This window comes from Chitinophaga varians, assembly GCF_012641275.1.
Taxonomy (GTDB): Bacteria; Bacteroidota; Bacteroidia; order Chitinophagales; family Chitinophagaceae; genus Chitinophaga; species Chitinophaga varians_A.
Map to the genome: position 1 here is coordinate 782,309 of NZ_JABAIA010000003.1, position 24,015 is coordinate 806,323.

Consider the following 24,015-nt stretch of genomic DNA (forward strand, 5'->3'; position numbering starts at 1 on the left):
TGACTGGTCATACCGTAGTTTTTAAAGGTGAATAAATGTTGGCGGAATTCAGGATGAGGGAAATATGAGGAGCCTGCCTGTTTCCTGTCTGCAACGTACGCCGCTGAGCTCCAGTATGCGGATAACGCCGGACAGTTTCATGTTTCGTGGTACCTTGCCCGTTATATGGCCTTGCGGGATGCTGCCCTGGTAAACGATATCGATGTTGTACCAGCGGCTGATCTGGCGTAGCACCATGGGTATGTTGTTGCCGGCAAAGCGGAACTGGCCGTCTTTCCAGGCGGTGGCGAGGGCTGTTTCTGTTTCCCCGACGGAGATGTGGCCGTTTTCATTGTTCACGACGGCCTGTTGTCCGGGAGAGATTATTTTTTCATTGTTTCCTTGTTTTACTTTTACGGCGCCGGTCAGCAGGGTCGTCTGAATGCCGGTTTCATCGGGATAGGCCATTACGTTGAAGCTGGTGCCCAGCACGGCGATTTGTGTATTGCGTACTTTCACGCGGAAGGGGCTGGCTGCGGTGGCTGACACTTCGAAATAACCCTCGCCGTCCAGTTCCACGGTACGTTCCTGATGGCTGAAGGCCACAGGGTATTTCAGGGAGCTGGCAGCGTTTAACCATACCCGTGAGCCATCCGGGAGGGTGAGTTTATATTGGCCGCCTTTGGGGACGGTCATGGTGTTATACAGTGTATCCGTTACCGTGCCGGAATGATCATCCACATAGAGGATAGAGCCGTCGGCTTTTTTTACGATGTGTACGCCGCCTTGTTGCGCCAGGGCCCCGTTGCCGGCGCTGTCGAGGATAATTTGCCGGCCGTTGCCCAGCGTAAGCACCGCCTTGTCCGACCCTGGCAGGGCGTCGGGCCTGACGGTAGCCAGTCGTTGCGGCCGTGGCGCTTTTATTTGCCAATGATGCCAGCAGTAGCCGGCGGTAACAATGGCGGCTGTTACCGCGGCGGCCGCCCACCAGCGGCGCCGGCGCAAAGGTGCAGCCGTTGCCGTATGGTCCCGGAAGCCTGTCCGGGCAGTTATTTTACGCCATATTCTTTCTTCGTGTTCAGCCTCGTTAGCGGCGAAAGATGCCGGTATATCCACCGGTGCATCCTGGCCGGCGTTGTACCATGCCGCATATTCCTCCGCTTCTTCCGGTGTGATGGTGCCTTTCAGCCATTTTTCCGCCAGTTCTTCATACCGGCTGTGTCCTTTTTCCTGGCTCATACAAAAGAGGTCTTTTATATTAAGTCAATCGAAAAGGACCAATCCCCATATATTTCTAAAAAAAATTAAAAATTATCGGTCTTTCAATAATAAAAATTAATAAATGGGAAAATTGTATCAGGGCAATACCGTGAAAAATAATGCGGAGAGGTGTTTTAAACCGGACTTCAACGTTTTTACGGCCCGGGCGAGATTATGCTCCACGGCCTTTTCGGAGATATTCATCCGTTGAGCGATTTCCTTATGGGAGAGGCCCATTTCGCGGCTCAACTGGTACGTGAGCCGGCAACGTTCGGGCAAAGCCGCCACCAGACCGGAGAGCAGGCCTTTGAGGTCTTCAAAACGGAGCCATTGTTCAGTAGAATGGTCTTCGGGCGATATGTTTTCCCGCGCATAGGAAGAATAAGCCTTTGCCCTTTTTTTTCGTGCCTGAAGATTGATGACACGGTATTTGGTGGCAACGGCCAGATAAGCTGGCAGCGCACCTGTCAGCGCAAGCGTCTCCCGACGGTCCCACAGGTCTGAAAAAATATCCTGCACCAGTTCTTCCGCTTCTTCCAGATTATCCAGCTTATTGGCAGCTACGCTAAACAGCAGTTTCCAGTAACGCTTGTAGATCGTGGTGAAAGCATGTTCATCTCCTTCCCGGAGTTGGTGCAACAGTTGTATGTCTTCCAGTTCCTGCATATCGTCTTACGGCTGCCAAGGAAAATAAAATTCAGGAAATAACCAAATACGCATGGTATTTTATCGTTTGTCTGCGCGCGTGTTGCCAGCGCTAAAGCCCCGGGCAGAGGCCCGGGGCAGTTCTTATATGCAATCCTATTGATCTTACAGCCATGATGATGCTTAGCGTTGTGGACTGTAGTTACTTTATATTACATATCCTCCGCAGGGGCTGCCCGATTTTAGTCCAACGCTTCCACCGCCGGAAGGATCTTCTCCAGTTCCACATATTCCTGCGCATCCAGTTCACAGAGCGGGCTTCTGAGATAGCCGGCGTCGATCCCTTGTATCTTCAGTCCGGCCTGGACCGCTTTAGGCAGTCCTTTGGCCACGATGAAACGCAGCAGGTCGAACTGTTGATAGAACACGGTCCTTGCCCGGGCTGCATCGTTAGCCTGCACTGCTTCATACAGCTGGTGGTTCAGATCGGGGATGAGGTTAGGCGCGGCGGTGCACCATCCGGTGGCGCCGGCCCCGAAAGCCGCCAGGGCGAGGGGATTGGAGCCATTGTAAAAGGCAACGTCTTCGCCCAGCTCACGGCGCAGGTAGTGCATGCGCTGCACATCGCCGGTGCTTTCCTTGATCATGGTCACGTTAGGTATTTTCAACAGCCGCTTCAGCAGTGCGGGCGACATATCGATGCCACTTGTTGCCGGGTTGTTGTATGCCATAACGGGAACGGATATACTGGACGCCACTTTTTCATAGTGACGGAAAACCTCGTCGTCTGTCAGTTTCCAATAACTCATCGGGATGATCATGACGGCATCGGCGCCGGCTTTTTCGGCAAACTGCGCGTGGTAGATGGTCCGTTCCGTCGTCAGGTTGGACACGCCTACGATAACGGGCACACGTCTTTTAACCTGTTGTAGCGCGGCTTCGGTAACCGCTTCCTTTTCTTCGTCGGTGAGATAAGGCATTACTCCTGTGCTGCCTAAAGGCGCTATGCCGTGGGAGCCTGACTGGACAAGGCGTTCCAGCAGTTTTTTAAACAACGGGATATCTACCCTTTCCTGTTTGTCAAATGGTGTGATGGGATAGGCTATGATCCCGCTAAAGGTATGCTTGTTCATCGTAACTTGTAATTCGTGATTCATAATTGATTCAGAGGTCTCTGCCTTCTTCTTCCCGGAGTGCCACGCCGAGGTTTTGCAGCTGTGGCGCGTTTTCACAGGCGATGTAACGGGCAGGTTCATTATCGCTCAGGTTCTGATGACGATGCCATGCCCAGCTGGGAATATATACCGCATCGCCGGCCTGCCATTCCACTCTTTCATCTTCCACTTCTGTGTATCCTTTGCCTTCCAGTACGTACAGCACGGTTTCATAGGTGTGACGGTGACGGTTGGTCAGCTGCCCCGGCAACAGTCCGCCGATGGTCATGCTTACATTGCGGGTAGGCAGGTCCACGAAGAACACCGGGTGTTTTCGCTCTGCAGAAAACTGGTCATGTTCGCCTGCCTGCTCTACGTTCTTATGCAGCAGCTTTGCAGGTTTCACATACTGCGGGCGTGCATAGGTGCGGTGAAAATCGTTGGAAGAAAATGTTGCCGGTTGTTTTACCTTTTCCATATTAACATTGATTTAAGTGTGAGAGAATAAATTCATCAGCTGATTTCGATGCCACAAAATTTGTCTATTTTTGGATGATCATGATAATCCAGTTTTAACTAAAATAGATGGTCCAGATGCTCAGGCCTTGGAAAACGATACTTACCCTTGATTTCGACGATCCGCATTTGTCTGTATACCGCCAGATTGCGGACGGTATTGTAACAGAGATCAAAAAAGGACGGCTGAAACCGGGGACGCCGCTGCCCGGCACACGCATTCTGGCGGCCGATCTGGGGGTTAACAGGAAGACAGTGGTGCTGGCGTATGAAGAACTAACAGCAGAAGGCTGGCTGGAGACAGCTGATAAAAGCGGCACTTTCGTTTCAGCGGAGCTGCCCGACAGGAAAGGGCAGGGGACAAAAAAAGGGGCCAGCTTCACTTTTAATCGTCACGAGCGACTGGCGCCGGTGCCGCAGGAAGTAGCGGCCAACCTGATCGTCTTCAATGACGGCTGGCCCGACGTGCGCCTGGCACCGCTCGATGAACTGGCCAAAGCCTACAAGCGCATCTTCCAGCAGAAAGCACGCTGGCGCATGCTGGGCTATGGCCATGAACAAGGCGATGAGCGGCTGCGTGCCGCCGTAGCGGCCATGCTGTCTTTTAAAAGGGGCATGAACACCGACCCGCAGCAGATCTGTATCACCCGCGGCAGCCAGATGGCGTTGTATCTTATTGCACAAACACTCCTGCAACCGGGAGACGTGGTGGCCATAGAGTCACCGGGCTACCTGCCCGCCAGGCAGACCTTCGTGAACGCAGGCGCCCATATGGTCCACATCCCGGTAGATGAAAAAGGGCTGGTGACGGACATACTGGAGCAGGTATGCCGTACCACCACGCTGAAAGCGGTATATGTAACACCACACCACCAATTTCCTACGGCGGTGAGCATGAAAGTGGAACGACGGCTTAAACTGCTGGAACTGTCCAACCGGTATGGCTTTGCCATTATTGAAGATGACTATGACCATGAATTTCATTTCAGTGCTAAAAGCCTGCTGCCATTGGCCAGCCATGAAGGCGCCGGCAATGTGATCTATATCAGTTCGCTGAGTAAACTGGTGGCCCCTGCGGTGCGCATTGGCTATGTGACCGGCCCGCCTGCTTTTGTGGCGGCGCTGGCGCAACTGAGAAGACTGATAGACCGCCAGGGTGATCCCATCATGGAACTGGCGGTAGCCGGACTGATGGAAGACGGCGCCATTAACCGTCATGCCCGGAGGGCGTTTAATATCTACAAAGAAAGAAGAGAGAAAATGGACCAGCTGTTACATCAGTACCTTGATAAACAGGTAGTGTTTCAAAAACCGGAGGGCGGGCTGGCGTTCTGGGTGAGGTTTGTTAAACCGACAGATACCGGGCAACTGGCAGCACGCCTGTTGAAGAAAGGCGTTTCCGTGATGCCTACGGAGTTGTTCTGTTTTGACGGACAACCCCTGAACGCGCTTCGGTTGGGGTATGCTTCGCTGACGCCTGCAGAGCTGGAAGAGGGAGTTCGTACGCTCGCTGCCGTTATAAAATAGCGGGTGTCTGCTGCGTTCTATTCTTCAATAATCCGGGATGCCATTTTAGCCCATTGCCAGGACACATACTTATGGTCAGGGTTTCGATTATAGCGGTCGTTTGACGGGTGGTAGCGATATAGTTGCCTGACACGTGTATCCCCAATATAAATAAACGGTTCCAGTCCTTTGGTGACGTTGGTCACCCCCACTGCCACAAACGTATGGTTGTCGATCCACGATGCTTCTTCTATCCAGGAGGAAGCGCCCATAAAAGCGATACGCCGGTGTGTATGGGCAGCGGCGTTGCCAAGCAGCAGCGCCTGGTCTGCTTCAATATAAGCGTGGTAACGGCCTCCGGGAGCTTTTTCCAGTGCAACCTGGTAGCTGTAGAAGTCGAGCCATTGTTTTTTATCAGGAGAGAAATTGAGCAACCCGCCATAGGTGTTGAAGTACGTGGCAGCGTCTTTGCCGGAGAGCGTATCTGGTGAAAACTGATCGAAATCACTGGTGGCTGCATATATAAACGCATCCGGCGTGAAGCCGGGGATACTGCCAGTCCATTTGCGCAGGGCGGAGTCCTGCTGAAAGCTAATGCGGTAGTCGGTTGGCCGCGGTTGACCATGGGAACTGTTACTCAACAGCCAAAACAAAGGAAGAAGTGTCCATTTCATATATTTATCTATTACAGATTTTTTAATTTACGATTTTTTAAAGGAAACCCGCATGCCCGGTGCCAAATCAAAGAACCGTACTTTAAAAATCCGTACATTAGAGAAACGGAGATGGCCATGAGACTCCCGCAACGCCCCATCTGTTATTTGCTCTCCGCAATTGTTTACCTCAAACCCCGAAACCGTATGGAATTACAAGAAACTATTTCAGCGTTGGGCATTGTGCCTGCACATGTCAAAACCGCGGTGTTATTATCCGCTATCGCCTACAGTACACATGTCAAAGCCGATCTGGACAAACATCTGCCTGGCTGGAGCCTGCTCTGGGAGGGTTATGAAACTGTGGACGGTAATTTTGGTTTTATTGCCGCAGATCCTACCGGAGAGTTATATGGACTGGCTTTCAGAGGCTCGTTGCCACCCTCCGGTATTTTTAAAAACTGGGATGCTTTTGCCAACTGGATACTGGAAGATCTGGACGTGATCTCCATGGCCACCTGGCATTATACGACTTATGGTATGGCCAGCATCAGTGCTGGTGCCAACAGGGCGTTTAACAATGTGGCCAGCATGAAAGACAGGCTCCGCTCCGGTTCTTCCGGTATCTACAATTTTTTGAAGACGCGGGTTGTATCGCAGAACAAAAGGCTGATCATCACCGGGCATAGCCTGGGAGGTAACATCGCCAATGTGTATACCTCTTATTTTGTGACAGCCCTTCAGCGCGAAGGCATTCGTTATGACGGCACTTACCTGTTCACCTTTGCTGCGCCGGCAGCAGGGGATATGGCCTTTGCCACAGACCTTGACAATAAAGTGCCCAATGCCTGGCACTACGAAAATGTGAACGATGTGATCCCCAAATTTCCCGTCGTGTCTACCATGATCATGGCTTCCTTGTTGTATGTTCCGTCTCCTTCATCGGAAGATATCATGATTATCTACGATGGTTACCAGATGAGCCTGCGCGATGGTTACCTGTTGCTGACCGGGCTGTTGTACAGCCTGGGCTATATGCAGCAGGCGCTGCATTATGTACTGTTCAACACTTATTTAGACACCCGGTACCTGCATAACACGCTGACTGATTATTTTAACCAGTTGGGCGCACAACATGCGCTGGCGAAATACGCCGGCTATCTGGGCGTTGAGGTGGATGCTGCATTGCTGGCGCGCAGTAGCATGATATAAATTACGAATTACGAATTACGAATTACGAATGGAGGGCTGTCTTATGGACGGGTCAATAAGTAACCGCTCCAAAAAGTGGCCTCTAATTCGTAATTTGTAATTCGTAATTCGTAATTAACTATGCAATTTGTATTCCGCGTATTCTTTTTGTTGTTATTGGCGGGTGGGGTGGCAGTTGGCGCCACGCCTGCAAAGCCGGTTGTTACCGGCGCAGAACAAACCAGCCTGTATGTGCCTTACCTGAAAGGCAAAAGGGTTGGGATGGTAGTGAATCCTACAGCCGTTATTGGCGGGCATTCGCTGGTAGACAGCCTGTTGAGGCTGGGGGTGAAGATCACCCGTATTTTTGGCCCGGAGCATGGCTTCCGGGGCAATGCCAGCAATGGCGCCCATGTGGCCGATGAAGTTGATTCCGCTACCGGTATCCCGGTCATTTCCCTGTATGGCGCCCGCAAGATGCCACCGCCGCAGGACATGGCGGCTATCGATGTAATGATCTTCGATATACAGGACGTAGGTTGCCGGTTTTACACCAACATCAATACGTTGCGTGATATCATGGATGCCTGTGCAGCAGCGGGGAAGGAGCTGATCATACTGGACCGTCCCAATCCCAACGATTATGTGGACGGCCCTGTTTTGGATATGAAGCTGAAGTCCGGTATCGGCCAGTTTCCCATTCCCATTACGCACGGGCTGACGGTGGGTGAATTTGCGCAGATGGTGAATGGTGAAGGATGGCTGAAAGATAAACAGCGCTGCAAACTGAAGATCATCCGGCTAAAGAATTACAGGCACGGTATGGACTATACGTTGCCTGTAAGTCCTTCTCCCAACCTGAACACACAACAATCGATCTTGTTGTATCCGTCCCTTTGTTTGTTTGAAGGAACGATTATCAGCCAGGGCAGAGGCACTTATATGCCTTTTACTGTACTGGGAAGCCCGGCGCTGAAAGGGCAATATGAATTTTCCTTTACGCCGGAAAGCATTCCCGGTAAGTCTGAATCGCCTTTGCATATGGGGCAGGCCTGCTATGGGCTGGACCTGCGCAAGTTTGATACGGCGCCTTTGCGTAAGGCGGGCAGGATCAATCTCAGCTGGATGATTGAGCTGTATAAAGCTTATCCTGATAAGGCCAGGTTCTTTGACCAGTCTTACAGTAAACAGATGGGCAGCATCGATAAGCTGGCCGGTACCACTGCTTTCCGTCAGCAGATCATCGATGGTAAAAGCGAAGCGGACATCCGCCGCAGCTGGGAGCCGGGGCTCAGCAACTATAAAAAGATGCGTCTCCGTTATTTGTTGTATCCCTGATTTTTGATCCTGGATTTCAGGTACTGATATATTACGGCCTCGTCCTCGGGTGAATCGGGCTTGTATAACTGCATAAAGCGTTTGTAGTATTTCATCGCTGTATTGTCGTTATGCAGCCCGGTTTCGTATATGCGGCCCATGCTGTATTGCCGTAGCGGGTTGTGTGACAGGTACCAGGATGTGTCCAGGCTGGCCAGTGCAGGTTTGAATTGCCGCAGGCTTTCGTAGTTGGTGGCCATGCTGTTATAGTAACCTTCCAGGCTGGATGATTTGGCCATGTCTATACAACGCAACAGCAGGTCATTGCTTTCCTTGTACTGCCGCAACGCGGTATTGGCCAGTGCTGCGTAGTAGGTGATGTTTTCCGAGGCTGCGTTGCGGTCCAGCAGATACCCATAGATATCAATACAGGCCTGGTATTTCTTCAGGTTGTAGTTGGCGGCCATTACGTAGATGAAGGTATTGGGCCCTACTGCGTTTAGCCGTTGCAGTTGTTCCCCGATATTGATGGTACGTTTGTAATCTTTTACCATATAGGTTGTTTTCGCGGCTGTCATCAGCACGGCAGGCATCGTGGAGTCTTTTGCCAGGAATGCGCGGGTGATGGAGTCCGCGCGGGGATAGACTTTCCGGTCCATCCATTCTTCTGCGGTACGGGACACTACACGGGCATCCAGCGGATTGAGCTGGTAGGCCTGTTGCAGCCATATAAATCCGGAGTCCGGCTGTTGCGCGATGAAAGCGGTGAAACTGAGCTGTTTCCAGGCTGCGGCGCTGGCGGGCCTCAGCTGCACGATGCGCTGGTAAAGCGTTACTGCGTCCGGGTAACGTTCCTGCTGCGAACGGATGGAGGCCAGGTACTGCAAAGCCGGTATCAGCGTGCTGTCCAGCGCCAGCACCTTTTCATAGGTGTCTGCGGCGTCAGTCAGTTTCCCTCCCTGATAATAGGTATAGCCCAACAGCGCCATTTCCTTCGGCTCCTGTGTGTTTACCCTGGGTTGCAGATACGCGACGGCTTCCTCATATTGCTGGTCCTGCAGGTATTCCATGACCCTGTTCCTGTCTATGCCCTGTGCCCGGACGACACCCGATAAACATAACAATCCCATGGCTCCGATAAAGTTTCGCATAGTGAAAGTATTTGCATAAAACTAAGAATTTAGTTTTAAAACTAAAAATATAGTTTTGTTAATTTCGGGCAAAACGGAAACAGTGTATGGTAACAATTTCTCCGCTCAGTGGGCTAACGGCCATGGACATACTACAGCTGGGCCATAACGGCTACACCTCTACGCAGGCCTGGATGCCGGTGCAACAGCCGGACCTGCAGGAGACGGTCTTTGCCTTCCGCCTGGAAACGCTGGCATCGCCCAAACAAAAGACCTGGCATACCAGTGACGAAGAGCTGGCAGAGTTGAATGAAACCATAGAGCAGGGGCATTCTTTTGGCGCCTACGAGCAGGGCCGGTTAAGAGGGTTTATCATCGGGGAGAAGCGGGACTGGAACAACACGTTATATATTGCACAACTGACAGTGGCAGCTGCTGAGAGACGGAAAGGCATCGGAGAGCAACTGATGGCAGCGCTGATAACGCATGCAAAACAATTGAAGGTGCGTTTGCTGGAGCTGGAAACGCAGAACACCAACGTGCCTGCGGTAAGTTTTTATAAGAAACAGGGTTTCCGCGTCTCGGGTGTTCACCTGAAACTGTATGACCCGGTATGGTGCCCGGGAGAAGTGGCTTTTTATATGACATATGACTTCTAATGTCTCCGGCCCGGAGAAGCCCGTTTCTCCGGGCCAGAGACATTGATGCCCGGTTATCGTTGTTCGAGCACCTTTTTTAAGTTGCCAAGGTCCCTGAGCACCGCTGCTTTATCATTCGCCAGCATCTGGTCGGTCATGTCCGGTTGCCTGAACAGCGTGAACAGCACTTCACTGTCTGGCCCGTTGTCCAACACGCGCATGGGCACATATACCTCCTGCCCGTTGCCGGGATAAACATAGTGGTCTGCGATGCGGAACGGATTAGGCGCCGTGAACTTAGCGGTGGCGTTTTTGCCATTGGCCATTATAAAATGCCAGGTGCCGGGCGTATCTGTTTCTTTCAGCCGGGAGCCGAAGCCTTCAGCCCAGGAGGCGAAGTTGGCGGGTGCTGACAGGAACGCATACACGTCGTCTGCCGGACGAAGCACAGTGATGCTTAATGTTTGTGCAGGTAATGCCATGGTTGTCGGTTTTATGGTTTGTGCCTTTGTCTGAAAGGAAAGCAGCAGCAGGATGCCCAAAGCCATATGCCATCTCTTTTTCATGATCTTTTGATACAAAGGTAACAGCCGCTAAGGCCTCCGGCTTTGGAAAAAAACGACAAAATACAATGGGTCATAATCCTGCCAAACGTACCAGGAACGTTATTCAGTTGTCCGCTGTGGCGTCCGGTGCTGCGTACTGTACAATATCGATACCTATGCCATTAGGATCGATAATAGCAAAATGATGATCTCCCCAGGGTTCCTGCCGCAGGTCTATCTCAATAGGAACACCCTTGGCCTGTATGGCCGCATAGCTGCTTTTTACATCTTCCACTTCTATTGTCAGGTACATGCCCTTGCCCTGAAAGGCAGGCTGGAAAAGCGGTTGCTGGCTTGCATGCCCTGGCAGCAGGAAGCTGATTTCGGCTTCATGGCCCGGGGTATGCAACAGCAGATAAAAATCATTTTCAAATGTTACCCCGAAACCGAGCACTCCGGTATAGAAGTCTTTGCTTTCCTTTATTCTACTGGTGATCACACCGGCATTCATTTTCATAATGTGCTTCTTTTTGATGATGACACAAAGGTGAAAGAATTTACCGGGACGGTATTGTAAAAAACGGACAAACTCAGCGTAGCGCCACAGTGGGAGACAGGCCGTACATGGCTTTGAACTCTTTGATAAAATGTGCCTGATCGTAGTAGCCGGCATCGTAAAACATTTTGTCTGCCCGCAGGCTGTCGGCCGTAGGTATGGCGTGCAACAGTTGCTGAAAGCGTACCACCTTACTGAAAGTTTTAGGTGATTCCCCGATATAAAAATCAAACAGCCGCCGGAGGTGCCGCGGGCTAACACCGCTATGGAGCTCCGTTTCCAGCCGGATATTGCCACCGGTCCGTAAAATAAGGTCCATGGCCTCAAGCAGCCTGCTGTCCGCATCTGCTGAAAGACCAGCCAGTATTTTTTCAAAATAATGGTTGAGTACCGGTTGCAGCGCTTGCAGGTTGTCAAGGCCGGCCGTTTGTTGCGCCAGTGCTAGGGCCAACGCCGGCACCACGTCACGGAGGTGTTCAAAACGGTTGGTCAGCGCTGCCGCATTCACGCCAAAAAGCAGCGGGAACGCTGCCGGCATAAAACGGACGCCGATATAATTGAAAGGAACGTCCAGCGGAAATTCGGTATAGGTGGTGGAGAAGCCCATCACATAGATGTCCTGTGGCTGCTGGGTATGGAAGAAAATATCTATGCAGCCGTCGGCCACCACGCGGTACACAAAAGGGTGTAACAGTGAGGGCTGCGAAGCCAGCTGCCAGTAACAACAGATATACGGGGCCAGCGGAAGCGATGGCAGGCGCTCCTGGTAGGAGGCGTTGTCACGCTCCGCGTGGATGGCCGGTTGCAGCGGCCGGTATACTGAGCTATTTGGATACTTTTTTATTTGGTTATTGTATTTACGGATTTTGAAATCTTTTGATTTTTGAATTTATCAAACGAAGGTCCGGCTATTTGATTTAATATGTAAGATAAATGTTGATCTTCGCACTTTAAGTTCGAAATCAAAAAATTTCGAAATCCGTAAATCAAAATATAACTACATGTTTGGGGTATTTGTTGATTACCTCCATAGCAAGGGAACGTTTACAGAAGCAGACATTGCAGCGATACGGTCGCGCGCCATGGTACGGCAGTTGCGCCGTCGCCAGCTGTTGTTGCGGCAGGGAGAGTCATGGAAACACTATGCGTTCGTATGTGAAGGCTGCCTGAAGTCATACTTTGTGGACGACAAGGGAGTGGAGCGTATCATGCGTTTTTCTCCGGAGCACTGGTGGGCGGGCGACCGGCAAAGTATTACCAGTGGTCAGCCTTCGGTGCTCAATATCGAAGCGTTGGAGGACAGCACCCTGGTGATGTTTACCCTGGATGATTTTAACTATTTACTGGAGGCCTTGCCGGAGATGAAGAAAATGGCGGAGACATTACTGAACCGCAGCCTGATGGCCGCCACCAACCGCATACAAGCCGCTATCAGCCTGAGCGGCGAAGAACGTTACCAGCAGTTTGCACAACTATATCCCGGGTTGATAAAACGTGTGCCCCAACATATGATTGCCTCCTATCTGGGCATTACGCCCGAAACGTTGAGCCGTATCCGTGCCTCGCTGGCCCGCCGGAAGTCTTGATGTTTGTCATGTTTTTTTCTTATCATTTGTCATTGGTGACCGCCTGCCTGTGCCGCTAATTTTGTGGCATCATTTAAAATCAATGTTTATGAAAACGATGAAGATAGGCGTTATCGGCGCCGGTGGCATTGGCCGTGCTTTTGCGCAGGCCGCCGCAGCAGCAGGCTATGAGGTGATGATCAGTAACAGCCGCGGACCAGAGACGTTAGCAGCATTTGCGGCCGGTATACCAGGTGTAACGGCCACCGACCGGCTTACTGCGGCCACTGCTGATATCATCCTGTTGTCTGTCCAATGGCAGTTCCTTGAAGCGGCTACGGCCGGCCTGCCGGACCTCTCCGGCAAAATAGTGCTGGATGCCCTCAATCCGGTGATCATTCCTGAATTTATTATTCCCGACCTTGGCGGTAAAACATCCAGTGAGCTGGTAGCAGCCAAAGTGCCCGGTGCCGCGGTGGTGAAAATTTTTAATACCCTGCCGCCTGCATTGGTACAGGCGCCACAATCCGCACAGGGAGGAAAGCGGGTGGTGTTTTTTTCCGGAGATGACCAGGCTGCCAAGGAACGTGTGGGCCAGTTAGTGGACCGCATCGGTTTCGCCGGCGTAGACCTGGGCGGACTGGTGCAGGGTGGCGTGATGCAGCATTTCCCCGGAGGGCCGCTGGCGGGGTTGCACCTGGTGCAGGTGCCGGAGCAGGCATAGTTGGCAAACGGGCCGTCTGCCAAAAGAAGGCGGCCCTTCGACAGCTAAAAAAGACGATCGGTGATCAGGGCAGCCTGGCCACCAGTTTTTCCGGCATAAGCCGTAACACCTGGTAGATCATCTTCCATTTAAATCCCGGTACAATGGTGAAACGTTTCCCTGCGTTGACCACCGAACCGGCAATGAAAGCCGGTTCCAGCATCAATGATTCCGGTAAAGACAGTCCTGCCGTCATTTTACTGCGGATATAACCTGCCACGATCACGTTGACGGTTACACGCCTGGCGAACAGGTGTTGCCTTAGCCCTGCGAGGTATTGTGTAAAGGCTGCTTTGGTGCTGCCGTAGATGAAATTGCTTTTCCTGCCGCGAACGCCGGAGAGGGAAGAGAGGCCTACGATCCTTTCCAGGCCTGTGTTGGTATTGTCCGTAGCGATGATATTCAGGATAGACACCGCTCCGCAATAATGCACCTGCATCATATTGAAACTGCCTTCCCAATCGTGCATGGCAATGGTGTTGTCTTTCAGGTAACCGGCGGCGTACAGTACAATGTTGGGTTTGGCGGGCAGACTGTCGTAGAAGGCATGGTGACTGCTGAAGTCGGCCGCATCAAAATAGCGGACCGTTACCAGGTGGCCCGGAAGATGTTCCTGCTGCACAAATGACGCAAGAGCTGCCGTGCTGCGCGAAGCGGCCATTACGTGATAACCCCGGCTGACGTACATTTTGAGCGCTTCCTTTGCCACATCGGAATTGGCGCCCAGTATAAGGACTTGTTTCATATGTAATAAAAATGACAGGATTTTTCGCAGGAGGGTTAAAACGGACACAAAGTTCCTGTTTTTTGACGGTAAGTCAAAACGCCTGCGAAAAATCCTGTCATCTTATTAATGTCGCTTAGCGCTCATAGAAGGGCGCCGGCTCCAATCCCAGGGAGCGGTAATAAACGTATATCTGTCCGCGGTGGTGTATTTCATTATCGATAAAATACAGTACCAGGTTGATCACCACGCCTTCGTACATGCCGAATGCTTTATCGGTTTCTAGGAAACGTTCTTCGGTGATCATCGGCCAGTATTCATTGATCAACCGGGTATTTTCGTCCCACATATCAAGGATTTCCTGTTTGGTGGCAGGTTGATTTTTTTTAGCGATGGTATTCCAGTTGCGGGTGGCCGCGCCGGTCACGCCCATGCCGGAAACGTTGATCTGTTCCATGGCCAATGCTGCCACAGAGCGCATGCCGCCGATGGAGTAGTCAAAAAAGCGGTCTTCCGGAAAACCTTCCAGCAGGCGGCGGGTAAGGCGGCGGTGTCCCTGGTAGTGGTCCAGCAGATCGGCGCTGGAAATGGCTGTCAATGGTTTCGCGATGATAGTGTTTTCCATATGTCTGTTTTCTTTAGATGTTTATAATGTTGATGGTCCAAAGATAACAGGGGGGTAGTGACAACCTTATGTCAGCAGGGTTGAAAAAAAGTTTATTCCGGGAAAGAAAGTACGGTCCGGCCGGTGTTCCGGCGGTTAGCCATGTCGCTGTGGGCGCGGGCTGCGTCGGTAAACGGATAGCTGTTGATCTGCGCCTGCAGCTGGCCGGTGGCGATCAGGTTTACCAGGTAATCGCTCCATTCCTGTCGCTGGGCAGGCGGAATATTATATACTGTTGACCCGACAATCCGGGCGGATTTCATGATGAGTTCCTGCGGATTAATGGAGGTGGGGTGCCCGGAGCTGTTGCCATAAACGATCAGTGTGCCATTAGCGGCCAGGACCGATAGCAGTTGAGCCGGTGTATCGCCGCCTGTCGCGTCCAGGATAAGATCTACGCCCTGCGGGCCGGCGATGTCTGTCAGTTGCCGGAGCCAGTCCGTATCACGGTAATTGATGGCATGGGTGGCGCCGAGGGAGCGGACATATGCCTGTTTGGCTTCGCTGCCGGTAAGTGCGATAATCTGTGGCACTCCTTTGATCTTTGCCAGTTGTACGGCCTGGGAGCCTACGCCACCGGCGGCGGCAGTGATCACCACAGAGCGGTATCCGCTGGTTTGTTCCAGCAGGTGCTGCGCTGTCAGGGAATGGGTGAGCAGTCCGGCAGCCGGCGCTATCCGGTCTGGCAGCAGGGTGAGGCCTGCCGCGGGGATAGCGGTATAGGCAGCATATCCGGCAGGAGCGTAGCCTGTTACCCGTTGACCAGGTTGCAGGTGCTGTACTTCGGTACCAGTTTGGGCAATGGTACCGCTGACTTCCCCGGGCAATACGGCCGGGAATTGCGGGATAAAAGGGTATATGCCCTGGCGGACGAGGAGGTCGGCATAATTTACGCCCACGGCCTGTACTTTCACGATCACTTCATGCGGGGCGGGAACAGGCATGGGCTGTTCAGTCACTTCCAGCACTTCTGGCGTGCCGTAAGCGTTAAGGGTAACTGCTTTCATGAGATTTTGTTTAGATGATACAAAGATGGTGCATCGTGCCTGATGCCACACCATGTGTTTCATCCATGAAAGGGACTTGTTTTTTCGTCAGATTTTCTTTAGCGCCGTCCTTTTATGGTCCGGAGATCTGTTTTAGCGTGTTATCGGAGGCGTAGCCGCCAGGTGGCCTGCGTTTTGCCGCGCTGGCGCATTTTCTCCAGCATGGCCGGGTCGGTGTTTTTCATCAGATGATTAAAAGTGGTGAGCCGGCTGTAGTCTGTCCGGGCTTCTTTATCTATCTCAAAGCCTTCTTCATGGAAAAAAGCAGCGGCGGCGTCAAAATTATCAAACATATTGTCGTTGATGCGATGCTGGGCAAAAAAGCTGGTGAGCTGATCTTCCGTACCGGAGGCCTGGTCAGACTCGTAGTTGCGTTTTATATAGACGTCTGCCGTTATCCAATATCCGCCGCGTGCTTCCAGTGTTTTACGTATCAGGCTGCAAAGCAGGCTTTTTTCCTGTTGATCGAGGTACATGAGCAGGCCTTCGTTCACAATAGCGAGGGGGCCATCCGCGAAGCGGCTGATGACGGCCATGAACTGCTGCTCATCGAGCGCGTTCAGCGGGAGGGTGTCCAGTTGGCCTTTGGCAGGCGGGAGGTGCTGCAGCAGATCGTGGAGGAACCGTTGTTTGGTAACGATCAGATCGGGCAGGTCGGTATCGATATAATGTATGGGTTGTTGCTGTACAGCAGCCAGTCCCCGGAAAGAGAAGCCGGAAGACAGTTCAAGGATATTTTGGTGCGGTATTCCCTGTAGCAGCTGATCGATGCTGTGGTAGCGGTTTTCAAAATGCACCACCCGTCCCCAGTACCACGGTTCTTTTTTGTCGTAATCAGGGACATAGGGCTCCGGTGCCAGCATCAGTTGTGCTGCTTCGCGGGCAAAAGGGATATCTGTCAACCCTTTCATCAGCAGTAATGCTTTGGCGGAGGGGCTGATGGTGCTGTAATCACGTGGTTGTTTTTCCATGGTCTGTCGGGTGAGCATTGAATTTACATCTTTTCAGTTGTCATGCTGATGCACCAGTTTGTCCCGAAAGCTATTAAATTTGTTTCGTATAAGCATGATCTCCCCATGAAAAAAATCAATGTATATGGTCTGGCCCTGGTAGCGCTATCGCTGGCGCAGGCGGTACAGGCACAAAATAAGATCGTCGTGTTCCAGTCTGATTTCGGGTTAAAAGACGGCGCTGTTTCCGCTATGAAAGGCGTGGCCAACGGCGTATCCACCGATCTCAAACTATACGACCTGACCCATGAGATACCGGCGTACAACATATGGGAAGCCGCTTTTCGCCTGGAGCAGACCGTGCCCTACTGGCCGGAAGGGACGGTTTTTGTGTCTGTCGTAGACCCCGGCGTGGGCACCAGCCGCAAGTCGGTCGTCCTGAAAACACGCAAGGGCCATTTTATCGTCACCCCCGATAACGGCACCCTGACGCTGGTAGCAGCATCTGAGGGTGTTTCCGAACTGCGGGAGATCAACGAAGCGGTCAACCGCCGGAAAGGCTCCGGGAAGTCATACACCTTCCATGGCCGTGATGTATATGCCTATACCGCCGCCAGGCTGGCATCCGGCACTATCACCTTTGAGCAGGTTGGCCCGGTATTGCCCGCCAGCGTGGTGACGCTGCCGTTTCAAAAGGCCGTCCGCGAAGGACAGGTGGTAAAAGGCAATATCCCCATCCTGGATATTCAATACGGCAACGTGTGGACTAACATCGACGCCGTTTTGCTGGAAGAGCTGCGGCCCAAATACGGGGATATGATGGAAGTCACGTTTTACCACCATCAGCAGGCCGTGACCACCCTGCAGGCGCCTTACAGCGAGACTTTCGGCGCGGTGCCGGAAGGCAAGCCGCTCGCATATCTCAACAGCCTGATGCAGCTGTCTTTTGCGCTGAATATGGGCAACCTCGCAGCGGCATACCATATCGGCAGCGGCAGCGACTGGAGCGTAGCGGTGAAACTGCTTCCTAAACGGAATTAAATCCTTTTAAGTAATTTGCGTCCCATTATGGATATCAGTATCAACAAATACATCAGTGAGACCGGCTTCTGCAGCCGGCGGGAGGCTGATAAATATATAGAACAGGGCCGCGTTACCATCAATGATAACATCGCGTCCAAAGGCAACCGTGTGAAGGCCGGCGATGTGGTGGAAGTTGACGGAGAGCCGCTGAAGAAGAAAAAAACGACCGTATATATCGCGCTGAATAAACCAAAAGGCATCACCTGCACCACCGACCTGAAAGATAAAACCAATATCATCGACTTTATGAACTTCCCGTCAAGGATATTCCCTATCGGCCGGCTGGACAAGCTCTCCGAAGGATTGATCTTCCTGACGAACGACGGTGATATCGTGAATAAAATCCTTCGCGCCGGTAATCAGCATGAAAAAGAATACATCGTGTCCGTTGATAAGCCCGTCACCATGGAGTTTATCAAAGCTATGCGCAACGGCGTGAAGATACTGGGCACCGTTACGCAGAAGTGTTTCGTGCAGCAGGAGGGGACAGACAGGTTCCGTATTATCCTCACCCAGGGCCTTAACCGCCAGATCCGCCGCATGTGCGAAGTGCTGGGGTATAAGGTAGTCACCCTGAAACGGACGCGTATCATGAATATGACGCTGAAAGATCTGGCACCCGGCAAATGGCGTTATTTCACCAGGGAAGAAATCACCAGTATCAACGCCATGGTGGCTTCCAGCAGTAAAACTGCCCCCGGTGACAACAGCGGCGGAATGGACGAATAGCGTATATGCTATCGCGTTAGTTGAAATTTTTTTTGCTGAAAATTTGGAAGTGAAGAATTAATTCCTATTTTTGCACCCGCTTTACAGTAAAAGATTCCGTAGCTCAGTTGGTAGAGCAATACACTTTTAATGTATGGGCCCTGGGTTCGAGTCCCAGCGGGATCACCTCCTGGGACAAGTCTAAATCTTCTGGACTTGTCCCATTTTTTTTTCGGCTGAAAGCCTCATCCAGATCGTATAAGAGCATTGCTGCTGAATTTAATTTTGTGGTTCGATATTGCAAACCGTCAAAAGTGAGTTTTTGCGGATACATCGAACCAATGATCTTTCTTTTAATGGCAATAGAGCCAGCTTCAAAAATGGAATCCAGACTGCATATGGTATAAACAGCCTTCTGAAGGACTGATTCGATATTGGATAGTTTGTCCGGCAACGAGTGGAGTTTTGCTTCCAGGACCGTTATCTGTTTTTCTGCTTCAGTTTTACCTATTCTAAAGTCTGTTATCTCGATTTCTCTGCCAAAAAGCAGCCTCCTAGCTTCTGATACCTGATCGTTCAGTTTCTCAATTTCTTTTAGAATACTATTACGGTCATGGTTATCTGCTTTATATTTATCAGAAATAGCCTTAACAATTAATCGTTTGTAAATGTCGCGCATAAATCCCCGGGGGACATACCTCTTAATTTCCTTTATAAAGAGGTTGTTTACTTCCTCCGCCCTATGCCTAAAGCCGCAGGAAGAAGTGCAATGATAATAGTGGTAGCGAAATTTACGTCCTTTACTTGCACTTGCCGTCAACGTCTTACCGCATTTAGGACAAAGCAAGTAGCCTCTAAGGGGATAATTCTCATCTACAACAATTTGTGTCCGCTGTTTCCTTTTACGGCCATCAAGGACATCCTGCACCTGATAAAAAAGGAACTCAGTGATTAAGGGGGGGTGTTTGCCAACAACATACATCGACTCCTCGCCCTTATAAGCAGGAACGAAAATCTTACCACAGTATATAGGATTTCGTATCATTGCCCAGAAATTATTTTTACTGGTCTTTAACCCTTTCTGGCCAGCCAATCTGTAAACTTGTTCTGTATTAAAAGTTCCTTTGGCCAGCGTCTCAAATATCCACCTTACGATGCTTGCTTCTGGCTCAAAGATCTCAATAAACTTTTCATATTTTTGTTTGCTACCATGTCGATCTGTTCCTGGTATTTCTTTACTCTTATTTATGTATCCGCGTGGCGCTATTCCCATCCATTTCCCATCCTTCTTTGCACGTCTCATGCAGTTAAAGACGTTTAATGCCCTCCGATCATTTTCGACTTCAGGAGTTGCTAAATAGAATGCGAGCATCATTTTGCTTTCGGGGATACTCATGTCAAGTGGTTGCGTAACGGCTTGAGGTTCTATTCCCAAACGACGCAAAGTGGCAATCATCCCATACGCATCTGCTGTATTTCTGGAAAAACGATCCCATTTAGTAAATAATATAAATCGTGGCCGTCTGTATAACTTCCGTTGTTCAGTTAGCCACGCAGACCACTTGGGCCGTTTAAAAGTCTTCGCTGAATGATCTTCGTGAATGATTTTGCGAATGGTCAAGTTGTTTCGCTCACAATATGAGGATAAAGCAGTCTCTTGTTCCCAAGGCGAATATCCATCGACTTGATCATCGGTAGAGACACGAATGTATAAGTCAACCTCTGTCATTAAAGGTACCATGTTTGGAATTTATTCTTTGTTGTAATCAATTCGGACAAATTTTGAATTGAAAATCAGTCCACTTCAAAAAAAAAACACTTAGAATTGATTCATTAATCGCCAAGGGGATGATTTTTTCACCAGAAAGGATTCCCTTTATTTTTTTCATTTCACCGATGTCCCTGGAAATCCTACTCCATTCAGTGAATATTAGGAGGTCAATCGCTCCTGGTGTTAATCTAATACCAATTATGTAGTCATTCCAAAAACTGCTGTCAGACTTGCCTGCACCCGAATCATACAGTATTTTTCTAATTGTAATATTGTGCTTTACGCAATATTCTTCAACCAGTGCTTTTTGTATTGCAAATTGGGAGTCACTTTGACCTCTCAGATATATATCAGCTTTTTTCATCACTAAAGTTTTGAGTAATAAATAAATCAACTACAAGAAGCATTAAAGAGAGTATTTCTTCTGCCTCTTGCGGTGTTATTACGATGCCTTCTTTTTTGTAGGCATCAATGATCTCAGCCTGCGTCACTTTGTCCATATGCCACTTCCAGTTAAATAATAATAGCATGGCTATCTGACCATCCGAGATGTCAGTTAACCGCTTCGCTTTTTTCCATGAAAAAATCATGAAAAGACCATTAGCTAAATTATATGTAAATGAAATGGTATATGTACACCAGGAATACAGGTGTATGATGCGGGATGGTGTTAGCTTTTACTTGTTACACATATGGTGTATAAATCGAAGTTGGAATTCAATAGTTGAAGGTATATGATTGGAAACTGTACTACCTGTTGTTTTTCCCTAATAAATAGTAGGCGACGAAGTTGGAAATTAAGCAGAGGATGGTAATAGCGACGAAATTGTATGCAACTTGTGTAAAGGTACAATTTTTTAAGATAATGGAACGCTGAAATTCTACAAAATGTGTTACAGGGTTAAGATAGTCTGCTATGATTTGTCCAACTTGCGGCATTGTATCCCTGGGAAAGAAAAGACCACAGGTTAAAATTGATAGCAGCATAAGGAAAAAAGAAATGACAGTCGCTTCAATCGTTTTTTTACATGAAAGGCTGATTACTAAACCAACGCCAATTATTGCAAGTATATATATAAATAGGAATGCAAATATCAAGGCGATGCTACCCTGTATTTTGATACCATAGAAGTACCTCATCAAAATCAAACCGGATGTAAACACAAAGACACATATTAGAAATATAGGTATTTGTTTACTTAATAGAATTGCTATTTTACTTACAGGTGTAACAAATAATTGATGAATTGTGCCACTCTCAACTTCAGCGGTGATTGTCAGCGCTGAAAGATATACTCCCAACATTGTAACGAGGAAAGCCAGTATCCCAGGAACAGTGAAGTAAGTGTAATCCATCATTGGATTGTACCTCATTGTGGTATATGTTGTGGGTAGGAAGTTCTTATTCTCATTCCCCATGATATTCGGTTCCAGTATCGAGTTGAGATAAGCATCTGCTACTATTGCTTTTTGCATATTGATTGCGTCGAACGCAACAAAGGTGTTAACTATATCGGCGTCTCTTCTCAGATGAAGAACACCATCAGCATCCCCTTTATCTACTATTCTTTTTGCTGTTATAAAATTTGGTGCTTCGCCGATTATATTAAAAAGTCTACTTTGGTGAATTTTGCTTAGAGTAGTTAAATTCTCATTTGCGTCTTTACTAGAGCTTATTAAAACCAACCTAATGTTCGAGATTTCATACCGGGCTGCAAAAGGTAATACGAGAAGCTGTATTATAGGTAGAAGAATCGCTAAAACAAGTACGGCTACACTCTTCCTGATTAGAATTATCTCTTTGTTGAGAAGAAACCAAATTGGGTGGTCAAATAATTTCATAGCGATTGAATTTTTTTGATGCTAATAACGTTGAGTAACGCAGACATTATCACCAGTATAAAAACATACTTCCAAGCGGATTGGATACCACCACCCTTCACTAGGATATCAAGTAGGCCAGAATAATACCACCTGGAAGGAACGATTGTACTCAGATATTGCAAAGGTAATGGCATGTTCTCCAAAGGAAAGATGAAGCCAGTAAAGAGCGCAGTCGGAATTATCATCGCCATTAGTGACACAAGTTGTGCATCAAACTGGTTTTGGGTGAAGACGGAAATGAGTAGCCCAACTGATAGACAGGTAATGATGTAAATAGAACTTAGTATAATTAATGGAAAAACATCTGCGGGGGAAAAAGGAAAGTCCCAAAGTATGATGCTTATGGCAAGTGTTACAGAAATCTGGATAATGGAAATGAAAAAGTAAGGCAGTAATTTTGACGAATATATAATCAATTTGGGAACATTAGTTAGCGTCAAAGTTTCAATGGTATGAAATTCCTTTTCCTTAACACTCTGAACGGAACTGGTCATCACACATATTAGCATTACTATTAATGAAAGAACACCGGGAATATTAAGGAGACCAGCATTTAATGTAGGATTGTAGAGCATTACCGATGTATAATGTTCTTCTGTAGGGCCATTATTGTAATATTGGGAAATTATTTTATTGAGATAGCTACTTGCAGTAGTGGCAAGATTAGGGTCAGTAGCATCGCAAATGATTTGGACCTTGTTTCCCGTCGTAAAGTTTGGAGGGATAACTACAACGGCTTTTACATCTGTTTGAAGAGAGGTTTCTATTTGTGATGGTCCTATATCAACTACTCTGAATAGTTTACTGGCGCTAATCTCCGCAGATAACCTTTGTGAGTACACTGAGTTGTTTTCATCACAAACGGCAATTTTTAAGTTATTGAGATCGGATCTTAGTATATATCCGAAAATAATCACTAGCGAAATCGAAAGTACAAACAAGAGCAGAAAAGCCTTTGAATCTCTTCGGATTAATTTAGTCTCTTTTTTTAGAAGCACTAGGAATGAGAACATCGATTTGTTATTTGTTGCTTTTAATTATACGTCTAAATGCCTCTGTCAAAGAATCGGCATTGTAATTGGTTTTGATCCCAGAAGGGGTTCCAGCCTCTTTAATAATACCACCATCCATTATAGAGATATAGTTGCAATACTCCGCTTCATACAGGTTGTGAGTTGTTACAAGAAAGGTGATACCAGAATGTTTTGATAATGATGTTATCTGTTCCCAGAATATCCGTTTCGAGTTGGGGTCTGACTGATTCGTTGGTTCATCTACTATAACAATTTTAGGACGATGTATTATCGAGCATGCGAATGCTGTTTTTTGTTGCTGCCCTGCAGATAGTTTAGCGGTCGAGATGTCTATAATATCACTCAGCTCAAAGTCGCTAATTAATTCCCCAATCCTAATGTGTCCATTCCTTCTACCCATGTTATGACATCCAGCATGGAACATAAGGTTTTGCCGAACAGTTAACTGGTTATACAAATTGAACTGCTGTCCCATATACCCAATTTTTCTTTTAAAATCCGAGTTATTATTGTTGTTCGATTGCGTATTGATTCCATCAATATAGATACTTCCAGATGTTGGTTTAATTAAGCCAATTATCATTTTAATCACGGTGGTTTTGCCAGCACCGTTTGCGCCTAGCAATCCATATATTGAACCAGAAAATATATTGAAGCTAACATTTCTTACCACGGTTTTACCGTCGTATTTTTTTACTAAATCGTCAACAATTATGATTTTAGACACAGCCCT

General features: G+C 48.9%; 26 protein-coding genes, 1 tRNA gene and 1 pseudogene. 9 read left to right on the top strand and 19 right to left on the bottom strand.

The window, feature by feature from the left end; translation table 11 throughout:
• Positions 1-48: 48 nt before the first annotated feature.
• The 4 genes from HGH92_RS26285 to HGH92_RS26300 all read right to left on the bottom strand — a co-directional run bounded on the left by HGH92_RS26285 (position 49) and on the right by HGH92_RS26300 (position 3,516).
• A complete protein-coding gene (locus HGH92_RS26285) occupies positions 49-1,218 on the bottom strand; it encodes a FecR family protein (RefSeq protein ID WP_168873789.1) in 1,170 nt (389 codons plus the stop codon).
• A gap of 117 nt (positions 1,219-1,335) precedes the next feature.
• Complete coding sequence (locus tag HGH92_RS26290; RefSeq protein ID WP_168873790.1) at positions 1,336-1,905, bottom strand: RNA polymerase sigma factor; 570 nt, start codon at positions 1,903-1,905, stop codon at positions 1,336-1,338.
• Between the two features lie 221 nt (positions 1,906-2,126).
• The gene (locus HGH92_RS26295) at positions 2,127-3,017 is read right to left on the bottom strand and encodes a dihydrodipicolinate synthase family protein (protein WP_168873791.1); all 891 of its coding nucleotides are present in this window, start codon (positions 3,015-3,017) and stop codon (positions 2,127-2,129) included.
• Between the two features lie 31 nt (positions 3,018-3,048).
• Positions 3,049-3,516, bottom strand: a complete 468-nt coding sequence (locus HGH92_RS26300) for a cupin domain-containing protein (protein ID WP_168873792.1) — start codon at positions 3,514-3,516, stop codon at positions 3,049-3,051.
• A gap of 116 nt (positions 3,517-3,632) precedes the next feature.
• Between HGH92_RS26300 and HGH92_RS26305 the strand changes: the two genes are divergently transcribed.
• A complete protein-coding gene (locus tag HGH92_RS26305) occupies positions 3,633-5,081 on the top strand; it encodes a PLP-dependent aminotransferase family protein (protein WP_168873793.1) in 1,449 nt (482 codons plus the stop codon).
• A gap of 17 nt (positions 5,082-5,098) precedes the next feature.
• On the opposite strand, the gene HGH92_RS26310 is transcribed toward HGH92_RS26305, so the two are convergent.
• Positions 5,099-5,734: a hypothetical protein gene (locus tag HGH92_RS26310; RefSeq protein WP_168873794.1), complete on the bottom strand. Its 636-nt coding sequence runs from the start codon at positions 5,732-5,734 to the stop codon at positions 5,099-5,101.
• A gap of 186 nt (positions 5,735-5,920) precedes the next feature.
• On the opposite strand from HGH92_RS26310, the gene HGH92_RS26315 reads away from it, so the two are divergent.
• Positions 5,921-6,925 (top strand): lipase family protein, encoded by a 1,005-nt coding sequence (locus HGH92_RS26315; protein ID WP_168873795.1) that lies wholly within the window; start codon positions 5,921-5,923, stop codon positions 6,923-6,925.
• Positions 6,926-7,045: 120 nt separating this feature from the next.
• On the top strand, positions 7,046-8,242 hold the full coding sequence (locus HGH92_RS26320; protein ID WP_168873796.1) for an exo-beta-N-acetylmuramidase NamZ domain-containing protein: 1,197 nt from the start codon (positions 7,046-7,048) through the stop codon (positions 8,240-8,242).
• Here HGH92_RS26320 and HGH92_RS26325 read toward each other — a convergent pair.
• The gene (locus HGH92_RS26325) at positions 8,224-9,372 is read right to left on the bottom strand and encodes a tetratricopeptide repeat protein (RefSeq protein WP_168873797.1); all 1,149 of its coding nucleotides are present in this window, start codon (positions 9,370-9,372) and stop codon (positions 8,224-8,226) included. The two genes, HGH92_RS26320 and HGH92_RS26325, sit on opposite strands and share 19 nt — an antisense overlap.
• Positions 9,373-9,458: 86 nt before the next feature.
• On the opposite strand from HGH92_RS26325, the gene HGH92_RS26330 reads away from it, so the two are divergent.
• Complete coding sequence (locus tag HGH92_RS26330; protein WP_168873798.1) at positions 9,459-10,010, top strand: GNAT family N-acetyltransferase; 552 nt, start codon at positions 9,459-9,461, stop codon at positions 10,008-10,010.
• Positions 10,011-10,063: 53 nt separating this feature from the next.
• Here HGH92_RS26330 and HGH92_RS26335 read toward each other — a convergent pair whose 3' ends face one another.
• The 3 genes from HGH92_RS26335 to HGH92_RS34235 all read right to left on the bottom strand — a co-directional run bounded on the left by HGH92_RS26335 (position 10,064) and on the right by HGH92_RS34235 (position 11,979).
• Positions 10,064-10,555: an SRPBCC family protein gene (locus HGH92_RS26335; protein WP_168873799.1), complete on the bottom strand. Its 492-nt coding sequence runs from the start codon at positions 10,553-10,555 to the stop codon at positions 10,064-10,066.
• Between the two features lie 103 nt (positions 10,556-10,658).
• Positions 10,659-11,051 (bottom strand): VOC family protein, encoded by a 393-nt coding sequence (locus tag HGH92_RS26340; RefSeq protein ID WP_168873800.1) that lies wholly within the window; start codon positions 11,049-11,051, stop codon positions 10,659-10,661.
• A 73-nt stretch (positions 11,052-11,124) separates the two neighbouring features.
• Positions 11,125-11,979 (bottom strand): helix-turn-helix domain-containing protein, encoded by an 855-nt coding sequence (locus HGH92_RS34235; protein WP_317166458.1) that lies wholly within the window; start codon positions 11,977-11,979, stop codon positions 11,125-11,127.
• 112 nt (positions 11,980-12,091) lie between these two features.
• Here HGH92_RS34235 and HGH92_RS26350 point away from each other — a divergent pair, with 112 nt between their 5' ends.
• Positions 12,092-12,676: a Crp/Fnr family transcriptional regulator gene (locus tag HGH92_RS26350; RefSeq protein WP_168873801.1), complete on the top strand. Its 585-nt coding sequence runs from the start codon at positions 12,092-12,094 to the stop codon at positions 12,674-12,676.
• A gap of 88 nt (positions 12,677-12,764) precedes the next feature.
• Complete coding sequence (locus HGH92_RS26355) at positions 12,765-13,379, top strand: NADPH-dependent F420 reductase (protein WP_211092754.1); 615 nt, start codon at positions 12,765-12,767, stop codon at positions 13,377-13,379.
• A 64-nt stretch (positions 13,380-13,443) separates the two neighbouring features.
• On the opposite strand, the gene HGH92_RS26360 is transcribed toward HGH92_RS26355, so the two are convergent.
• The 4 genes from HGH92_RS26360 to HGH92_RS26375 form a co-directional block, all read right to left on the bottom strand.
• The gene (locus HGH92_RS26360) at positions 13,444-14,163 is read right to left on the bottom strand and encodes an SDR family NAD(P)-dependent oxidoreductase (protein WP_168873802.1); all 720 of its coding nucleotides are present in this window, start codon (positions 14,161-14,163) and stop codon (positions 13,444-13,446) included.
• Positions 14,164-14,278: 115 nt separating this feature from the next.
• Positions 14,279-14,767 carry a DinB family protein gene (locus HGH92_RS26365; RefSeq protein ID WP_168873803.1) on the bottom strand — a complete coding sequence of 163 codons (489 nt, stop codon included), beginning with the start codon at positions 14,765-14,767 and terminating at the stop codon, positions 14,279-14,281.
• A gap of 92 nt (positions 14,768-14,859) precedes the next feature.
• The gene (locus tag HGH92_RS26370) at positions 14,860-15,813 is read right to left on the bottom strand and encodes a zinc-binding alcohol dehydrogenase family protein (RefSeq protein WP_168873804.1); all 954 of its coding nucleotides are present in this window, start codon (positions 15,811-15,813) and stop codon (positions 14,860-14,862) included.
• Positions 15,814-15,953: 140 nt separating this feature from the next.
• Positions 15,954-16,823, bottom strand: a complete 870-nt coding sequence (locus tag HGH92_RS26375) for a hypothetical protein (RefSeq protein ID WP_168873805.1) — start codon at positions 16,821-16,823, stop codon at positions 15,954-15,956.
• Between the two features lie 105 nt (positions 16,824-16,928).
• On the opposite strand from HGH92_RS26375, the gene HGH92_RS26380 reads away from it, so the two are divergent.
• The 3 genes from HGH92_RS26380 to HGH92_RS26390 all read left to right on the top strand — a co-directional run bounded on the left by HGH92_RS26380 (position 16,929) and on the right by HGH92_RS26390 (position 18,779).
• The gene (locus tag HGH92_RS26380) at positions 16,929-17,843 is read left to right on the top strand and encodes an S-adenosyl-l-methionine hydroxide adenosyltransferase family protein (RefSeq protein WP_168873806.1); all 915 of its coding nucleotides are present in this window, start codon (positions 16,929-16,931) and stop codon (positions 17,841-17,843) included.
• A 27-nt stretch (positions 17,844-17,870) separates the two neighbouring features.
• Positions 17,871-18,614, top strand: a complete 744-nt coding sequence (rluF, locus tag HGH92_RS26385) for a 23S rRNA pseudouridine(2604) synthase RluF (RefSeq protein WP_168873807.1) — start codon at positions 17,871-17,873, stop codon at positions 18,612-18,614.
• Between the two features lie 92 nt (positions 18,615-18,706).
• A tRNA-Lys gene (locus HGH92_RS26390) sits at positions 18,707-18,779 on the top strand.
• 526 nt (positions 18,780-19,305) lie between these two features.
• Here HGH92_RS26390 and HGH92_RS34390 read toward each other — a convergent pair.
• The 6 genes and pseudogenes from HGH92_RS34390 to HGH92_RS26420 form a co-directional block, all read right to left on the bottom strand.
• Positions 19,306-20,334: pseudogene (locus tag HGH92_RS34390) on the bottom strand (recombinase family protein); the annotation flags it as partial.
• 25 nt (positions 20,335-20,359) lie between these two features.
• On the bottom strand, positions 20,360-20,728 hold the full coding sequence (locus HGH92_RS26400; protein WP_168873808.1) for a hypothetical protein: 369 nt from the start codon (positions 20,726-20,728) through the stop codon (positions 20,360-20,362).
• Entirely contained in the window at positions 20,715-20,954 is a 240-nt protein-coding gene (locus tag HGH92_RS26405) for a hypothetical protein (protein ID WP_168873809.1), read from the bottom strand. Before HGH92_RS26405 ends, HGH92_RS26400 begins: the two co-directional genes overlap by 14 nt.
• A gap of 160 nt (positions 20,955-21,114) precedes the next feature.
• Complete coding sequence (locus HGH92_RS26410) at positions 21,115-22,206, bottom strand: ABC transporter permease (RefSeq protein ID WP_168873810.1); 1,092 nt, start codon at positions 22,204-22,206, stop codon at positions 21,115-21,117.
• Positions 22,203-23,261, bottom strand: a complete 1,059-nt coding sequence (locus HGH92_RS26415; RefSeq protein ID WP_168873811.1) for an ABC transporter permease — start codon at positions 23,259-23,261, stop codon at positions 22,203-22,205. The genes HGH92_RS26410 and HGH92_RS26415 overlap by 4 nt, the downstream gene beginning before the upstream one ends.
• 7 nt (positions 23,262-23,268) lie before the next feature.
• Positions 23,269-24,009, bottom strand: a complete 741-nt coding sequence (locus HGH92_RS26420) for an ABC transporter ATP-binding protein (RefSeq protein ID WP_168873812.1) — start codon at positions 24,007-24,009, stop codon at positions 23,269-23,271.
• Between the last annotated feature and the right edge of the window lie 6 nt (positions 24,010-24,015).

Excerpts from the sequence above, each read along its gene's own strand:
- HGH92_RS26410 (WP_168873810.1), bottom strand. The coding sequence starts at position 22,206 with ATGAAATTATTTGACCACCCAATTTGGTTTCTTCTCAACAAAGAGATA.
- HGH92_RS26350 (WP_168873801.1), top strand. The coding sequence starts at position 12,092 with ATGTTTGGGGTATTTGTTGATTACCTCCATAGCAAGGGAACGTTTACA.
- HGH92_RS26325 (WP_168873797.1), bottom strand. The coding sequence starts at position 9,372 with ATGCGAAACTTTATCGGAGCCATGGGATTGTTATGTTTATCGGGTGTC.
- HGH92_RS26370 (WP_168873804.1), bottom strand. The coding sequence starts at position 15,813 with ATGAAAGCAGTTACCCTTAACGCTTACGGCACGCCAGAAGTGCTGGAA.
- HGH92_RS26415 (WP_168873811.1), bottom strand. The coding sequence starts at position 23,261 with ATGTTCTCATTCCTAGTGCTTCTAAAAAAAGAGACTAAATTAATCCGA.
- HGH92_RS26335 (WP_168873799.1), bottom strand. The coding sequence starts at position 10,555 with ATGAAAAAGAGATGGCATATGGCTTTGGGCATCCTGCTGCTGCTTTCC.
- HGH92_RS26400 (WP_168873808.1), bottom strand. The coding sequence starts at position 20,728 with ATGAAAAAAGCTGATATATATCTGAGAGGTCAAAGTGACTCCCAATTT.
- HGH92_RS26380 (WP_168873806.1), top strand. The coding sequence starts at position 16,929 with ATGAAAAAAATCAATGTATATGGTCTGGCCCTGGTAGCGCTATCGCTG.
- HGH92_RS26315 (WP_168873795.1), top strand. The coding sequence starts at position 5,921 with ATGGAATTACAAGAAACTATTTCAGCGTTGGGCATTGTGCCTGCACAT.
- HGH92_RS26295 (WP_168873791.1), bottom strand. The coding sequence starts at position 3,017 with ATGAACAAGCATACCTTTAGCGGGATCATAGCCTATCCCATCACACCA.
- HGH92_RS26375 (WP_168873805.1), bottom strand. The coding sequence starts at position 16,823 with ATGGAAAAACAACCACGTGATTACAGCACCATCAGCCCCTCCGCCAAA.
- HGH92_RS26285 (WP_168873789.1), bottom strand. The coding sequence starts at position 1,218 with ATGAGCCAGGAAAAAGGACACAGCCGGTATGAAGAACTGGCGGAAAAA.
- HGH92_RS26405 (WP_168873809.1), bottom strand. The coding sequence starts at position 20,954 with ATGATTTTTTCATGGAAAAAAGCGAAGCGGTTAACTGACATCTCGGAT.
- rluF (WP_168873807.1), top strand. The coding sequence starts at position 17,871 with ATGGATATCAGTATCAACAAATACATCAGTGAGACCGGCTTCTGCAGC.
- HGH92_RS26365 (WP_168873803.1), bottom strand. The coding sequence starts at position 14,767 with ATGGAAAACACTATCATCGCGAAACCATTGACAGCCATTTCCAGCGCC.
- HGH92_RS26310 (WP_168873794.1), bottom strand. The coding sequence starts at position 5,734 with ATGAAATGGACACTTCTTCCTTTGTTTTGGCTGTTGAGTAACAGTTCC.
- HGH92_RS26340 (WP_168873800.1), bottom strand. The coding sequence starts at position 11,051 with ATGAAAATGAATGCCGGTGTGATCACCAGTAGAATAAAGGAAAGCAAA.
- HGH92_RS26320 (WP_168873796.1), top strand. The coding sequence starts at position 7,046 with ATGCAATTTGTATTCCGCGTATTCTTTTTGTTGTTATTGGCGGGTGGG.
- HGH92_RS26305 (WP_168873793.1), top strand. The coding sequence starts at position 3,633 with ATGCTCAGGCCTTGGAAAACGATACTTACCCTTGATTTCGACGATCCG.
- HGH92_RS26330 (WP_168873798.1), top strand. The coding sequence starts at position 9,459 with ATGGTAACAATTTCTCCGCTCAGTGGGCTAACGGCCATGGACATACTA.
- HGH92_RS26300 (WP_168873792.1), bottom strand. The coding sequence starts at position 3,516 with ATGGAAAAGGTAAAACAACCGGCAACATTTTCTTCCAACGATTTTCAC.
- HGH92_RS26355 (WP_211092754.1), top strand. The coding sequence starts at position 12,765 with ATGAAAACGATGAAGATAGGCGTTATCGGCGCCGGTGGCATTGGCCGT.
- HGH92_RS26360 (WP_168873802.1), bottom strand. The coding sequence starts at position 14,163 with ATGAAACAAGTCCTTATACTGGGCGCCAATTCCGATGTGGCAAAGGAA.
- HGH92_RS26290 (WP_168873790.1), bottom strand. The coding sequence starts at position 1,905 with ATGCAGGAACTGGAAGACATACAACTGTTGCACCAACTCCGGGAAGGA.